Annotated in this window: 13 protein-coding genes; 3 read left to right on the top strand and 10 right to left on the bottom strand. The window is 74.6% G+C overall.

Going from position 1 to position 14085, the window contains the following annotated elements; translation table 11 throughout:
- Positions 1-30: 30 nt before the first annotated feature.
- Entirely contained in the window at positions 31-1674 is a 1644-nt protein-coding gene (locus ACIQGV_RS29325) for a PucR family transcriptional regulator (RefSeq protein WP_402499499.1), read from the top strand.
- A gap of 14 nt (positions 1675-1688) precedes the next feature.
- Here the strand turns inward: ACIQGV_RS29325 and ACIQGV_RS29320 are convergent, their stop codons facing one another.
- From ACIQGV_RS29320 to ACIQGV_RS29300, 5 genes are all read right to left on the bottom strand, one after another.
- Positions 1689-2819 (bottom strand): glycosyltransferase family 4 protein, encoded by a 1131-nt coding sequence (locus ACIQGV_RS29320; RefSeq protein WP_402499497.1) that lies wholly within the window; start codon positions 2817-2819, stop codon positions 1689-1691.
- Positions 2820-3045: 226 nt separating this feature from the next.
- On the bottom strand, positions 3046-4788 hold the full coding sequence (gene recN, locus ACIQGV_RS29315) for a DNA repair protein RecN (RefSeq protein ID WP_402499495.1): 1743 nt from the start codon (positions 4786-4788) through the stop codon (positions 3046-3048).
- A gap of 186 nt (positions 4789-4974) precedes the next feature.
- On the bottom strand, positions 4975-5880 hold the full coding sequence (locus tag ACIQGV_RS29310) for an NAD kinase (RefSeq protein WP_402499493.1): 906 nt from the start codon (positions 5878-5880) through the stop codon (positions 4975-4977).
- Positions 5877-6692, bottom strand: a complete 816-nt coding sequence (locus ACIQGV_RS29305) for a TlyA family RNA methyltransferase (protein ID WP_402499491.1) — start codon at positions 6690-6692, stop codon at positions 5877-5879. Before ACIQGV_RS29305 ends, ACIQGV_RS29310 begins: the two co-directional genes overlap by 4 nt.
- Positions 6693-6699: 7 nt before the next feature.
- The gene (locus ACIQGV_RS29300; RefSeq protein ID WP_402499488.1) at positions 6700-7005 is read right to left on the bottom strand and encodes a hypothetical protein; all 306 of its coding nucleotides are present in this window, start codon (positions 7003-7005) and stop codon (positions 6700-6702) included.
- Positions 7006-7047: 42 nt separating this feature from the next.
- Here ACIQGV_RS29300 and ACIQGV_RS29295 point away from each other — a divergent pair, with 42 nt between their 5' ends.
- Complete coding sequence (locus ACIQGV_RS29295) at positions 7048-7395, top strand: SCP2 sterol-binding domain-containing protein (protein WP_402499486.1); 348 nt, start codon at positions 7048-7050, stop codon at positions 7393-7395.
- A 45-nt stretch (positions 7396-7440) separates the two neighbouring features.
- Here the strand turns inward: ACIQGV_RS29295 and ACIQGV_RS29290 are convergent, their stop codons facing one another.
- The 4 genes from ACIQGV_RS29290 to ACIQGV_RS29275 form a co-directional block, all read right to left on the bottom strand.
- Positions 7441-8340, bottom strand: coding sequence for an ABC transporter ATP-binding protein (locus ACIQGV_RS29290; RefSeq protein WP_402499484.1), 900 nt, complete (start codon positions 8338-8340; stop codon positions 7441-7443).
- Positions 8337-9398: a FecCD family ABC transporter permease gene (locus tag ACIQGV_RS29285; RefSeq protein ID WP_402499482.1), complete on the bottom strand. Its 1062-nt coding sequence runs from the start codon at positions 9396-9398 to the stop codon at positions 8337-8339. The genes ACIQGV_RS29290 and ACIQGV_RS29285 overlap by 4 nt, the downstream gene beginning before the upstream one ends.
- Positions 9395-10438 carry a FecCD family ABC transporter permease gene (locus ACIQGV_RS29280; protein WP_402499480.1) on the bottom strand — a complete coding sequence of 348 codons (1044 nt, stop codon included), beginning with the start codon at positions 10436-10438 and terminating at the stop codon, positions 9395-9397. The genes ACIQGV_RS29285 and ACIQGV_RS29280 overlap by 4 nt, the downstream gene beginning before the upstream one ends.
- A 97-nt stretch (positions 10439-10535) precedes the next feature.
- Entirely contained in the window at positions 10536-11564 is a 1029-nt protein-coding gene (locus ACIQGV_RS29275; RefSeq protein WP_402499479.1) for an HAD hydrolase-like protein, read from the bottom strand.
- Between the two features lie 73 nt (positions 11565-11637).
- Between ACIQGV_RS29275 and ACIQGV_RS29270 the strand changes: the two genes are divergently transcribed.
- Positions 11638-12921, top strand: a complete 1284-nt coding sequence (locus ACIQGV_RS29270) for a DUF1015 domain-containing protein (RefSeq protein ID WP_402499476.1) — start codon at positions 11638-11640, stop codon at positions 12919-12921.
- Positions 12922-13023: 102 nt separating this feature from the next.
- Here the strand turns inward: ACIQGV_RS29270 and ACIQGV_RS29265 are convergent, their stop codons facing one another.
- Complete coding sequence (locus ACIQGV_RS29265) at positions 13024-13854, bottom strand: hypothetical protein (protein ID WP_402499823.1); 831 nt, start codon at positions 13852-13854, stop codon at positions 13024-13026.
- Positions 13855-14085: the final 231 nt, after the last annotated feature.

Genomic DNA, 14085 nt, shown 5'->3' with positions numbered 1-14085 from the left:
CGCAGCTCACGCACCGGTAGCGTCCGCCGCATGGAAAGCCGCACGGACTACCGATCCGAAAGCCAGGGCGCCGGCATCACGGTCCAGCGGGCGCTGGAGCTGCCCGGACTGCGCAGCGGACTGCCCGAGGTCCTCGCGGGCGCCGACCGGCTCCAGCGCACCGTGCGGTGGGTGCACGCCGGCGAGGTGCCCCACATCGCCTCCCTCCTCAAGGGCGGCGAGCTGCTGCTGACGACGGGCTACGGGCTGGGCACCCGCCCGGCGGAACAGCGCGCGTTCGTGCGGACCCTGGCCGAGCGGGGCATCGCCGCCCTCGTCGTCGAACTCGGCCCGCGCTTCGCCCGGCTGCCCGCCGCGCTGGTCGAGACCGCCCGCGCGGCCGGCCTGCCGCTCGTCCAGCTGCACCGCGAGGTGCCCTTCGTGACCGTCACGGAGGAGATCCACACCGAGATCGTCAACGGCCACTACGCCCTGCTTCAACGCGCCGAGGAGGTGCACCGCCGCTGCACCCGGGCCCTGCTCGACGGCGGCGGGGTGCCCCAGGTCCTCGGCATCCTGGCCGACTTCGCCGGCAACCCCGTCTTCCTGGAGACCGGCGACGGACGCCTGCTGTACGCCGCGGGGTCCGGGCCCGAGGGCACCGATCCGCTCCAGGTGTGGGAGGGGCTGCGCGGTCCGCACAAGGACACCCCGCCGCCCGCCGGTTCGGTGCTGGTGGACGTGCCCGGCGGCGGGCCCGGCACCGGGTCGGTGCGGGCCCGGCTGGTGCTGCTGCCGGTGCGCGCCCCGCTGGCACCCGTGCACCGGATCGCCGCCGAGCGGGCCGCGGGGATCCTGGCCGTGGTGCTGATGCAGGCCCGCCAGGAGGAGGAGCTGGCCGCGCGGGGACGCGGCGACTTCCTCACCGACCTCGCCGAGGGCCGTATCGCCGCCGAGGACGCCCCCGCCCAGGCCAGGGTGCTCGGCTTCAGGCCCGGCACCGGGCCGCTCCTGCCGGTCGTCATGCGGCTCGGCGACTCCCTCTCCCCCGGCGGGGGCTGGGCCGTGCTGGCGCGCGCGGTCGCCGAGGAACTGGCCTCCGTGGGGGTGCCGGTGCTGCTGGGCGTGCGTCCGGTGGAGGGGCGGGTGCCGGTGCTGACCGGGCTGCGCGCGGAGTCGGAGCGGGCCGCGGTCGCCGACCGGGTGGCGGCCGCGCTGCGCGCCGGGGTGGAGCGGGCCGGCATGCAGCGCCCGGGCGCCCGGCCCCCGGTGGTGGTCGTCGGTGCGGCGGGCGGCTGGGCGGCCGCCTCGACGGGCCTGCGGCACGCGGCGGAGACGGCCGCAGCCGCCCAGGGCCTGGCGGACCGGCCCTGGTACGACGCCCGGCGCCTGGACATCGACCTGCTGCTGTGGCGGCTGCGCGACGATCCCGACCTGGCCGCGTTCGTGGACCGCGCGATCGGCCCGGTCCTCGCGCACGACGTCCGCTCCAGGCCCCCGCTGCTGCCCACCCTGGAGACCTATCTCGCGCACGCGGGCCGCAAGGCGGAGACCGCCCGCGAACTGCACCTGAACCGGCAGACCCTCTACAACCGGCTCGCCCGCATCGGCGAGTTGCTGGGCACCGACCTCGACGACCCGCAGACGGTGCTGGCGCTCAGCCTGGCCCTGCGGGCCCGGCGGCACGTCGGCTGACGCCGCGGGCCGGTTCAGATCAGCGGCGTCGGCCGGGTCAGCTCATCGTAGACGCTGAGCACCTGGGCGACGGTCTCGTCCTCCGTCGGCCAGGTCGCCGCCTGCCGGACCCCCCGCTCCCGCAGACGCTCGCACCGCTCGGGGTCGGCGACGAGGCCGCTCACCGCGCGGGCGAGGGCACCGGCGTCGCCGTACGGGACGAGTTCGGCCGCGTCACCGACCAGATCGGGGATGCCTCCGACCCGTGTGGCGACGAGCGGCACACGGGCGTGGAGCGCCTCCTGCGCGAGCACCGAACGGGACTCCCAGCTGCTCGCCAGCAGCGCCACGTCGGCGGCCGCGAGCAGATCGGGCACGTCGTCCCGGCGGCCCAGCAGCCGCACCGCGAGCCCCTCGTCCTCGATCCGCCGCTGCAGCAGCGGCCGCAGCGGGCCCTCCCCGGCGATCACCACCAGCGGAAGCGGCTCCAGCCGACGCCACTCGCGCGCCGCGTCCAGCAGCACATCGTACCCGCGGTGCCGGTCCAGGGAGCCGACCGCGAGCAGCAACGGCCGCCCCGTCGCCCCGAGTTCGGCACGCAGTTTGGGCCGGTGGGACTCGTCGCGCTCGACGGCGGCCCCCGGCCCGGGCAGCGCCGCCGCGGCCAGGCGGGCGTCGCGGGCGCCGGTCGAACGGGCCCGGTCCACCAGGTCGGAGGTGGTGCCCAGCACCACGGAGGCGGCCCTGACGACCCGTCGCTCCAGCAGCCGCAGGAAGTGGGCGCGCGGCCCCTCGGCGTGCGCCCGGCCGTGCCAGGTGACCACGAGCGGGACGCGCCGGCCGCTGAGCGCGAGCACGGCCCGGAACGAGGCGTGCAGCCCGTGCGCGTGCACGAGGTCGGCGTCCGCGCACGCCGCCCGCAGCGCGGCCACGGACGCCGGGTCGCTGCTGCGCGGCACATGCACATGGTCGGCGCCGGCCCCGGCGAAGTCATAGGTGTGAGCGGCCTCGTAGGGGGCGCACACCGTGACTCGCACGCCCCGCGCGACGAGCCCGGACGCCAGGGAACGCACATGCGCGCTGCTGCGGGCGTTGCCGCCGCCGACCACCTGCACGGTGCGCAGCGGCGGCTGTCCGGGCGCTGAGTGGCTGCTCACGTGGCTCACGTGGCCGGGCTCCTGGTTCGGCGTGGACGTCACGAGGAAACGTACGGAAGGAACGGGCGCCGGGGGCGGACCGTACGGTCCGGCCCCGGTCGCTCGGCGCGCACCGGGCGTGCACTCGGCCAAGGATGCCAGGGCGTACGGGTGTTCCGGGAACGCCGACGTCCCGAAGCCCGGCCGACACCCCACCGATCCTCACCCGTACGGGTGAACTTCGGCGGGGGTGCGGCTATGCGTCCGTCCTCGCCGCCGCCAGCAGTTCCTCCGCGTGTGCCCGTGCCGTCTCGGAGTCCTCCTGGCCGGCGAGCATCCGCGACAGTTCCCTGATCCGCTCCTCGCCCTCCAGGACCTTCACACCGGACCGTGTGACCGACCCGTCGCTGGTCTTCTCCACCAGCAGCTGCCGGTCGGCGAACGCGGCCACCTGGGGCAGATGCGTCACCACGACCACCTGCGCCGTCTTCGCCAGCCGGGCCAGCCGCCGCCCGATCTCCACGGCCGCCTTGCCGCCGACACCGGCGTCGACCTCGTCGAAGAGATACGTCGGCACGGGGTCGGTGCCCGCGAACACGACCTCCACGGCCAGCATCACCCGGGACAGCTCACCCCCGGACGCGCCCTTGGCGATGGGCCGCGGCGGCGCCCCCGGATGCGGGGCCAGCAGCAGCTCGACCTCGTCCACGCCCGACGGCCCGTAGGCGACCGTCCGCCCGCCGACCTCGACGCCTTCGGGGTCCTCGCTCTGGCGCAGGGCGAAGGACACCCGCGCGTGCGGCATGGCGAGCGAGGCCAGCTCGGCGGTCACGGCGGCGGCGAACCGTTCGGCGGCCTCCGCCCGGGCGTCCGTCAGCGCCTGCGCCAGCGCACCCAGTTCGACCCGCAGCGCGTCCCGTTCGGCGGTCAGCTCCCCGATCCGCTCGTCGTCCCCGTCCAGCTCGGTCAGCCGCGCGGCGCCCTGCTCGGCCCACTCCAGGACCGCGTCGACGCTCTGTCCGTACTTACGGGTCAGCACCGTCAGCGCGGCCCGGCGTTCCTCCACCGCGGCCAGCCGCAGCGGATCGGCGTCCAGGTCGTCGGCGTACCCGGCCAGTTCCCCGGCCACGTCGCCCAGCAGGATGCCGATCTCCCCGATCCGGTCGGCGAGCGCGGACAGCGCCGGGTCGTGCGACCGTACGGCCTCCAGGGCACGGTGCGCGCCCGCCACCAGCGTGGCGGCGTCGACGCCCTCCGGGTCCTCCGGGTTCCCCGCGAGCGCGGCGTGCGCGGCCGTCGCGGCGGACGCCAGCGCCTCGGCGTGCCCGAGCCGCTCGGCCTCCTCTGCCAGCTCCGTGTCCTCGCCGGCCCGTGGTTCCACGCCGGCGATCTCGTCGAGTCCGTAGCGCAGCATGTCGGCCTCCTGGGCCCGCTCACGCGCGCGCGTGACGATCTCCTCCAGCTCGGCCGAGACGGCACGCAGCCGCCGGTAGGCCCCTGCGTACTTGGCCAGCGGCACGGTGACCGCGTCCCCGGCGTACCGGTCGAGCGCCTGCCGCTGGCGGGCCAGCTTCAGCAGCCCCTGCTGGTCGGTCTGCCCGTGCACGGCCACCAGCTCGTCCGCCAGCTCCGCGAGCAGCCCGACGGGCACGCTGCGGCCGCCCACGTGCGCCCGGGAGCGGCCCTCGGCCGAGACGGTACGGCTGATCAGCAGCGCCCCGTCGTCCAGTTCGGCCCCGGCCTCCTCGGCCCGTACGGCCGCGGAGGCTTCGGCGCGCAGCGCGATCCGGCCCTCCACGACCGCCTTGTCGGCGCCGATCCGCACGAGCGCCGGATCGGCCCGCCCGCCCAGCAGCAGCCCGAGGCTCGTGACCACCATGGTCTTGCCCGCGCCGGTCTCACCGGTGACGGCGGTGAACCCGGGCGACAGTTCGACCACCGCGTCGTCGATGACGCCGAGCGACCGTATCCGCATCTCTTCCAGCACGGTGAAGACCATACGAGGTCCGGAGCGCGGATTGCGAGGCGCCCTTGTCACCCGGGCGAGGGAAGCGCGCCCCCGAAGGGGCGCGGGGCCGTACCGGTACGGGGCTTTGCCGCGCGGGCGCGCGGAACACACGACGGACCCGCGGCCGCCGGCGAAGGGCCCCGCCCCGGGACGGCTGGTGAGGCCGCCCCGGGACGGCTAGTGAGGCGCTCCCCGCCACCCGGAGACCGGCAGCGCGAACTTCGCCACGAGCCGGTCCGTGAACGACGCGTGATGCAGCCGGGCGAGCCGCACCGGCACGGTGCCCCGCCGCACCTCCACCCGGGCCCCGGCGGGCAGCTCCACGGTCCGCCGCCCGTCGCACCACAGGACACCGGGCGGGATGTGCGGCAGCACCTCCACCGCGAGCACGGAGTCCGGCGAGGTCACCAGCGGCTTGGCGAACAGCGCGTGCGCGGAGATCGGCACCATCAGCAGCGCCTCCACCTCCGGCCACACCACGGGCCCGCCCGCCGAGAACGCGTACGCCGTCGACCCCGTCGGGGTGGACAGCACGATGCCGTCGCACCCGAACCCGGTCACCGGCCGCCCGTCGATCTCCAGCACCACTTCGAGCAGCTTCTCGGCGCCGGCCTTCTGCACGGCCGCCTCGTTCAGCGCCCAGTCGGTGTGCACGATGTCGCCGTTGCTGTGCACGACGACGTCGACGGTCATCCGCTCCTCGACCTCGTAGGACCGCGACACGACCCGGTCCACGACCTTGTCGAGGTCGTCCCGCTCGGCCTCGGCGAGGAAGCCGACGCGGCCGAGGTTGACGCCCAGCATCGGCACCCCGGAGGCCCGTGCGAACTCGGCCCCGCGCAGCAGCGTCCCGTCACCGCCGAGCACGATCAGCAGCTCGCACCCGTCGAGGCACTGCGGTGTCGCCTCGCGGACCAGCTCCACCTCGTCGGGCAGCGGCAGATCGCGCGCCTCGGCCTCCAGGACGCGTACCCCGATGCCCGACGCCAGCAGCCCTTTGACCACGAGCTCGGCGCTGCGGATGGCTGCCGGCCGCCCGGTGTGGGCCAGCAGGAAAACAGTACGAGCTCGGTTCTGGGTCAACTCGGCCCCTCCGCCACTGCACGGTCAACGTCGGCCGGGTCCAGCGCGGGGGCACCCGACCGCAGCCACAGAAAGTATTCGACATTCCCCGAAGGCCCGGGCAGCGGACTGGCGGTGACACCCTTCACCCCGAGCCCCAGCTCCCACGCCCTCTCGGCCACACCCCGCACGGCCTCCGCCCGCAGCTGCGGACTCCGTACGACACCCCCGCTGCCCAGCCGTTCCTTCCCCACTTCGAACTGCGGTTTGACCATCATCACCAGATCGGCATCCGGCCGCACGCACCGCGCAAGCGCGGGCAGCACCAGTCCGAGCGGGATGAAGGACAGATCTCCCACCACAAGGTCCACAGGCACTCCGTCGATCGCCTCCAGCGTCAACTCGCGTACGTTCGTACGGTCCTTGACGGTGACGCGTTCATCGCTCTGGAGAGACCATGCGAGCTGCCCGTAGCCGACGTCGACGGCGACGACGTGCGCGGCGCCGGCGCGCAGCAGCACATCCGTGAATCCCCCGGTGGACGCGCCGGCGTCCAGGGCTCTGCGGCCCTGGACGGCGAGCCCCTGCGGAACGAACGCCGCGAGCGCCCCGGCGAGCTTGTGCCCGCCCCGGGACACGTACTCCGGGTCGCTGTCGTCGGCCGTCACCACGATGGCCGCGGCGGTCTCCACCTGGGTGGCCGGCTTGGTCGCGACGGTCCTCCCGACGCTCACCCGCCCGGCGGCGATCAGCTGGCTGGCGTGCTCGCGCGAGCGCGCCAGCTTGCGGCGGACCAGCTCCGCGTCGAGACGGCGGCGTGCGACTCCTGCCACGTTCGGTTCAGCTCCTGTTGCCATGAGTGGACGAGGGCGCCGGACGTGCCGGCACCGGGGGCGCCGGAGGTCCCGGGCGGGCGTCGAGCGCGGTGAGCGCGTCGCGCAGCCCCCGGTGTACATCCTCGTACACCTCCAGGTGTCCGTCCGTCGCGAGGTGGTCCGCGTCGGCCAGCCGCTCCAGTCCGGCGTCGACCTCGGCACGGCCGGTGGGGACGCGCGGGACGTCGAGGGGAGCCGGGGCCGAGGGGTCCGCCTCGGGCTCCCGGCCGTCCGCCGGGAAAGGGCCCGTCTCCGGGACAGCGTCGCTCATGCCCCGACGCTACCCCGAACCACTGGGGTACCGTCGGGCGCCATGGCCACGATCGAGGAGTGCCGTGCCGCACTCGAGAAGCTCTCGGACAGCATGGGGCGGGCCGAGGGCGACGTCCGCTCCGCGGCCGCCCTGGACCGCTCGGTGAGCTGCCACATCACCGACCTGGACGTCACCTTCGCGGGCCGGATGTCGGACGGCCGGATCCATGTCCGGGAGACCCTCCAGGGGCCGCCTCCGCAACGGGCCGAGATCCGGCTCGCCATGTCCGGCGACGACCTGGTGGCCCTGGTCGACGGCGAGCTGAACTTCGCCAGGGCGTGGGGCGCGGGCCGGGTGAAGCTGGAGGCGGGCCTGATGGACCTGTTCCGCCTGCGGAAGCTGCTCTAGGTCCCTTCCTGACGGGGATCTCCGCCAGAAGGGCCCCAGGGCCGCTCACGGGGCGTCGGCGGCCGCGACCTTCGTCTGCCTGGCCCGCGCCTTGCGCGCCGCCGGCACCACCAGCGGGGTGCCCGTCTCCGGGTCGTCGATGACCTGGCAGCGGAGCTGGAAGACCTCCTCGACCAGCCCGGCCGTGACGACGTCGCCCGGCGCGCCCTGCGCGATGACCTCGCCGCCCTTCAGGGCGATCAGGTGCGTGGCGTAGCGGGCGGCGTGGTTGAGGTCGTGCAGGACGGCGACGAGGGTCCGGCCCTGGGTCTCGTGCAGCTCGGCGCACAGGTCGAGCACGTCGATCTGGTGCTGGATGTCGAGGTAGGTCGTCGGCTCGTCGAGCAGCAGCAGCGGCGTCTGCTGGGCGAGCGCCATCGCGATCCACACCCGCTGCCGCTGCCCGCCGGACAGCTCGTCGACGTACCGGTCGGCCAGTCCGGCCACCCCGGTGTGCGCCATGGACTCCTGCACGACCCGCTCGTCCTCGGCCGACCACTGGCGCAGGATCCCCTGGTGCGGGTACCGGCCCCGGCCGACCAGGTCGGCGACCGTGATGCCGTCCGGCGCCACGGACGACTGCGGCAGCAGTCCGAGCGTGCGGGCGACCTTCTTGGCCGGCATCGACTGGATGGCCTGTCCGTCCAGCAGCACCCGGCCCTGACTCGGCCTGAGCATCCGCGACAGCGCGCGCAGGAGCGTGGACTTGCCGCACGCGTTGGGCCCGACGATGACGGTGAAGGAGTTGTCGGGTATCTCCACCGACAGTCCCTCGGCGATGACGCGCTGGTCGTAGGCGAGGGTGACGTTCTCGGCGGACAGGCGGTTCACGGTGCTCCTCGAAGTGTTCTGGTGTGCGGGGCCGCTCGCGTCCGGCCGTCCGGCGGCGCGTCCGGCGGCACTCATATCCGGCCCGCCCGTCGCTCGGTGACCAGCAGCCACAGCAGGTACACCCCGCCGACGACCCCGGTGACCACCCCGACCGGCAGCTGGTCGGCGCCGAACAGCCGCTGCGAGGCCCAGTCGGCGGTGACCAGCAGGGCGGCGCCCATGCACAGCGACGCCAGCAGGTTCGGACCGGGCGAGCGGGTCAGCCGCCGGGCGAGCTGCGGCGCGGTGAGCGCGACGAAGCCGATCGGGCCGGCCGCGGCGGTGGCGGCCGAGGTGAGCAGCACGGCGGCCACCATCAGCACCAGCCGCACCCGCTCGACCCGCACCCCGAGCGCGTTGGACACGTCGTCGCCCATCTCCGTCATCCGCAGGCCCCGCGCGTTGGCGAGGACCAGCGGGACGAGGACGACGCACAGCCACAGCAGCGGCCACACCTGCTCCCAGCCCCGGCCGCTGAGGGAGCCGGTCATCCACACCACCGCGCGGGAGGCGTCGACGAGGTCGGCCTTGGTGAGGAGATAGCCGTTGACGGCGGTGGCAATGGCCGACACGCCGATGCCGACCAGCACGAGCCGGTAGCCGTGCACGCCCCGCTTCCACGCGAGCAGGTAGATGGCCGTGCCGGTCACCAGGCCGCCCACGAGCGCACCGCCCGCGACCTGCTCGGCGCTGCCGGACATCAGCACGATCACCACGAGCGCACCGGCCGTGGCGCCCTGTCCGAGGCCGAGCACGTCCGGGCTGCCCAGCGGGTTGCGGGAGACGGCCTGGAACAGCGCCCCGCCGAGGCCGAGCGCGGCGCCGACCAGCAGGCCGACCAGGACCCGCGGCAGCCGCAGCTCGTTGACGATGAACTCCTGGCCCGCGTCGCCGTTCCCGGCGAGCGTCTTCAGCACGTCCCCGGCGGAGACGGGGAAGTCGCCGGTGCCGATCAGCAGCACGCCCGCGGTGAGCGCGGCCGTCAGCAGCGCCAGCACGACGGCGAACGCACGCAGATCCAGCCGGACGGACAGCCCGCCCGGGCCGCGCAGGGCACGGGTGGTCCCCCGGGGGTTCTTCACTGTGGTGCTCACAGCTGGGCCGTCCTCCGCCGTCGTACGAGAAAGATGAAGACCGGGCCGCCGATGATCGCGGTGACGATGCCGACCTGGAGTTCGGCCGGCCGGGCCACGATCCGGCCGAGGACGTCGGCGCCGAGCAGCAGCACGGGCGACAGGACAGCCGCGTACGGCAGGATCCAGCGCAGGTCGGGCCCCGTGAAGGAGCGCACCACGTGCGGCACCATCAGCCCGACGAACACGATCGGACCGCAGGCGGCGGTCGCGGCTCCGCACAGCACGGTCGCGGCGAGCATCGACAGTGCCCGGGTGCGGTGGAGGTGGGCGCCGAGCGCCTTGGCGGTGTCGTCGCCCATGGCCATCGCGTTCAGCGGCCGGGCCAGACCGAACGCGAGCAGCATGCCGACGGCCAGGAAGGGCAGCACCTGGACGATGGTCTCGTCGGTCGCCGAGTTCAGTGAGCCGACCGTCCAGAAGCGCATCTTGCCCAGCGCCGCCTGGTCCATGATCATCACGGCCTGGAGATAGCCGTACAGGGCGGCGCTGAGCGCGGTGCCCGCCAGCGCGAGCCGCACGGGCGTGGCGCCCCGGCTGCCGCCGAGGAACCAGACCAGCGCACCCACGGCCGCCGCCCCGAGGAACGCGAACCACACATAGCCGCTCAGGTTCGTCACCCCGAAGAAGGTGATCGCGGTGACCACCGCCGCGGACGCACCGGCGTTGATGCCGAGCAGTCCGGGGTCGGCCAGCGGGTTGCGGGTGAGCGCCTGGAGCACGGCACCGGCCAGGCCCAGCGCGGCACCGGCGAGCAGCCCGAGCAGGGTGCGCGCCAGCCGCTCGTCGACGACGACGTCGCCATAGGTCCCGGAGTCCTGGAACAGGCCGTGCCAGACCTGGCCGAGGGACAGCTCCTTGGCGCCGATCGCGATGCTGCCCATCGCCACGAGCGCCAGGACCAGGACGGACACGAGAAGCCCCGCGGCGCGTATCGCGCGGCGGCTGGGGGGCGCGGAGGCGGATTCCGCGCGCTGTTCGGGAGGACTGTCGACCAACACGCGAGTTAGGTTAGCCTACCCTCCCATTCTGGACGATGCCCGGCCGGACCTCCGCGCACGCCGCTCCCCCACGGGCGCCTCACCCGCTGAGGGTCTCTCAGAGGCCCAGTCTCGCCAGCGCCTTGCCCGCGTCGAGGCCGCAGGAGCCCTCCCCGGCCGCCGTCCACGCCGCCGCGCACAGCGCCCGCAGCCCGTCCAGCGCGTCCCCGTCGCCCTCCAGCTCCAGCCGCTCGGCACCGGCCGTCGCCGTCCAGCCCCCGCAGGAGAAGCCCTCCCCCGCCCCGGCGACCTCCGGCTGCCCGGTGAGCATCCCGCGCAGATCGGCCGCGACGTACGTCGGCCGGTGCTGCGGCGGCGCCGCCAGCAGCTGCGCCCCGTCGGTCACCCCGGTCAGCACCAGCAGCGAGTCCACCTCACCGTTGAACGCGCCCTCGATGTCCGTGTCCAGCCGGTCCCCGACCACCAGCGGCCGCTCCGCGCCCGTCCGCAGGATCGTCTCCCGGTGCATCGGGGGCAACGGCTTGCCCGCCACCTGCGGCTCCGCCCCGGTGGCGATGCGCACGACCTCCACCGCGGCCCCGTTGCCCGGCGCGATCCCCCGCCCGCTCGGGATGGTCAGGTCCGTGTTCGACGCGAACCACGGCACGCCCCGGGCGACCGCGTACGACGCCTCCGCGAACCGCCCCCACGCCAGGTCCGGCCCGCCGTACCCCTGCACCACGGCCGCCGGATCGTCGTCGGCGCTCTCCACGGGCTCCAGCCCCCGCTCCCGCAGCGCGACCCGCAGACCCTCACCGCCGATCACCAGCACCCGCGCCCCCGCCGGCACCTGCTCGGCGATCAGCCGCGCGACCGCCTGCGCCGAGGTGATGACGTCCTGCGCGCCCGTCGGTATCCCCAGCTCCGTCAGATGCTCCGCCACGGTGTCCGGCGTCCGCAGCGCGTTGTTGGTGACGTACGCCAGCCGCATCCCGCCCTCCCGGGCCGTCTCCAGCGACGCCACGGCATGCGCGATCGCGCTCCCGCCCGCGTACACCACCCCGTCCAGGTCGAGCAGCGCCGTGTCGTACGCCGCGCTCAGGGCCCGCCCACTGCCCTCGGGCCTCGTCCTGACGACCTGGCTCATTCCGCATCGCTCCTCGTTCGCTCGCCTTTCCCCCGATCATCCCGCATACCACCGGCACACGTACGATGCCCTGATGAACACTGCAGGTCACTCGGAAGCAACGGCGCCCCGGGGCCTGGAACTCACCCCGTTCCGAGGCCTGCGCTACGACCCCGACCGGGTCGGCAGCCTCGCCGCTGTCACCTCCCCGCCGTACGACGTCGTCGTACGCCCCGACGGAGTGCACCACCTCCAGGACGCGGACCCGCACAACATCGTCCGGCTGATCCTCCCCCAGGCCGGCACGGTCGGCGCCCGCACCGAGCAGGCCGCGGACACCTTGCGCCGCTGGCTCGACGAGGGCGTCCTGACCGCCGACCCCGATCCCGCCCTGTACGTGTACGAGCAGCGGCACGCCGACGGCATGCTCCAGCGCGGCCTCATCGGCACGCTACGCGTGTCCGACCCCTCCGAGGGCATCGTCCTGCCCCACGAGGACGTCATGCCGCACGTGGTCGCCGACCGCGCCGCCCTGATGCGCGCCACCTGGGCCAACCTCGAACCGCTGCTGCTGACCTACCTCGGCAACGGCGTCACCGCCGAGGTCGTCGACCGTACGGCCGAGCAGCCCCCGCTGCTGTCGACCACCACCGAGGACGGCTACTGCCACCGGCTCTGGTCGGTGACCGACCCCGGCGACATGGCCCGCGTCCAGGCCGACCTGGCCCCTCACCAGGCCCTGATCGCCGACGGCCACCACCGCTGGGCCACCTACCGTCGGCTGCGCGCCGAGCATCCCTCCCCCAGCCCCTGGGACCACGGCCTGGTGCTCCTGGTCGACACCGCCCGCTACCCCCTGCGGGTCCGCGCCATCCACCGCCTGCTGCACGACCTGCCGGTCGCCGACGCCCTCGCCTCGGTCGAAGGCCGCTTCCGGGTGCGCCGCCTCGACGTTCCGCTGCCGCAGGCCCTCGACACCCTGGCGGACGCGGCCTGCGCCGGCAACGCGTTCCTGCTGGCCGGAGACGGCGCCTTCCACCTCCTCGACCATCCGGACCCGGATCTGCTGGCCCGCACGGTCCCCGCCGACCGGCCCGCCGCCTGGCGCACCCTCGACGCGACCGTCCTGCACGCCACGCTGCTCGCCCATGTCTGGCACATCCCCGAGGACGATCCGGCCCGCATCGCCTACATCCACGACACGGCGGCCACCGTCGCCAAGGCCGAGCGCGGCGGCGGCACGGCCGTCCTGATGCACCCGGTCCGCGAGGACGTGGTCCGCGCCCTGGCCCGCCAGGGCGTCACCATGCCCCGCAAGTCGACGTCCTTCGGCCCCAAGCCGGCCTCGGGCCTGGTCCTGCGGGCGCTCGACATCTGACGCCGGGCACGCCGAACGCGTCCCGCAACGCAAAGAGGGCGGGACCCCGACCGGGATCCCGCCCTCCTTCACACGCTCACGCGCTCAGGCACGTACGCGAGGTCAGTCCTCGTCGCCGGCCTTCGGCGCGTCGGCCGCCTTCTCGTCGACGTCGTCCGCGTCCGCGTCGTCCACCGCGTCCGCGTCGTCCACCTCGTCCGCGTCGTCCGCGTCGGAGGTCGCCTCCTCGGCCTTCGCCTCCTCGTCGTCGGACTCGTCGAGCGCGTCGACGAACTCGACGCCGTCCATCTCGGCCAGCCGGTCCGAGGCGTCCGTGCTGCCGTCCCGGTCGGCCTCCACGGCCTTGGCGAACCACTCCCGCGCCTCGCCCTCACGACCGGCCGCGAGCAGCGCGTCGGCGTAGGCGTACCGCAGCCGTGCGGTCCACGCCTGCACGGCGCTGGACGCCAGCTCCGGGCTCTGCAGCGTCACGATGGCCGCGTCCAGCTGCCCCATGTCGCGCCGGGCCCCGGCCGCCACGAGGCGCATCTCCACCTGACCGGCCTTGTCGAGCTTGTTCACCTCGGGGGCACCGGCCATGTCCAGTGCCTTCTCCGGCCGGCCGAGGCCGCGCTCGCAGTCGGCCATGACCGGCCACAGCTCCACGCTGCCGGTCATCCGCCGGGCCGCACGGAACTCGGCGAGGGCCTCGGAGTACTTCTGGTTCGCGTACGCCGCGAACCCGGCCGCCTCCCGCACCGCCGCGACCCGCGACGCCAGCCGCAGGGCCACGCGCGAGTAGCCGTACGCGCCCTCCGGGTCCTCGTCGATGAGCCGCGCGACCATCACCAGGTTCCTGGCGACGTCCTCCGCGAGCGTCTTCGGCAGGCTCTGCAGCTCCTGCCGCACGTCCTTGTCGATCTCGTCACCCGTGACGTCCTCGGGGATCGGCAGCCGCTTGATCGGCTCCCTGTCACGGTCGCGCTCGCGGTCCTCACGGAACCGGCCGCCACCGCGCCGGTCGTCCCCGCCACGCCCGCGGAACCCACCGCGCTCGTCGTCGCGGCGGTACGAGGGACGGTCACCACCGGGGCGCCCGCCACGGTCGTCGCGACGGAACCCACCACGGTCACCGCCACGCTCGTCGTCACGACGGTACGAGGGACGGTCACCACCACGGTCGTC

Origin of the sequence: Streptomyces sp. NPDC093094, assembly GCF_044754345.1 — a bacterium.
Classification (GTDB): Bacteria; Actinomycetota; Actinomycetes; order Streptomycetales; family Streptomycetaceae; genus Streptomyces.
The sequence above is the reverse complement of the archived record's forward strand: the minus strand, read 5'-3'. Positions and strand labels throughout refer to the sequence as shown.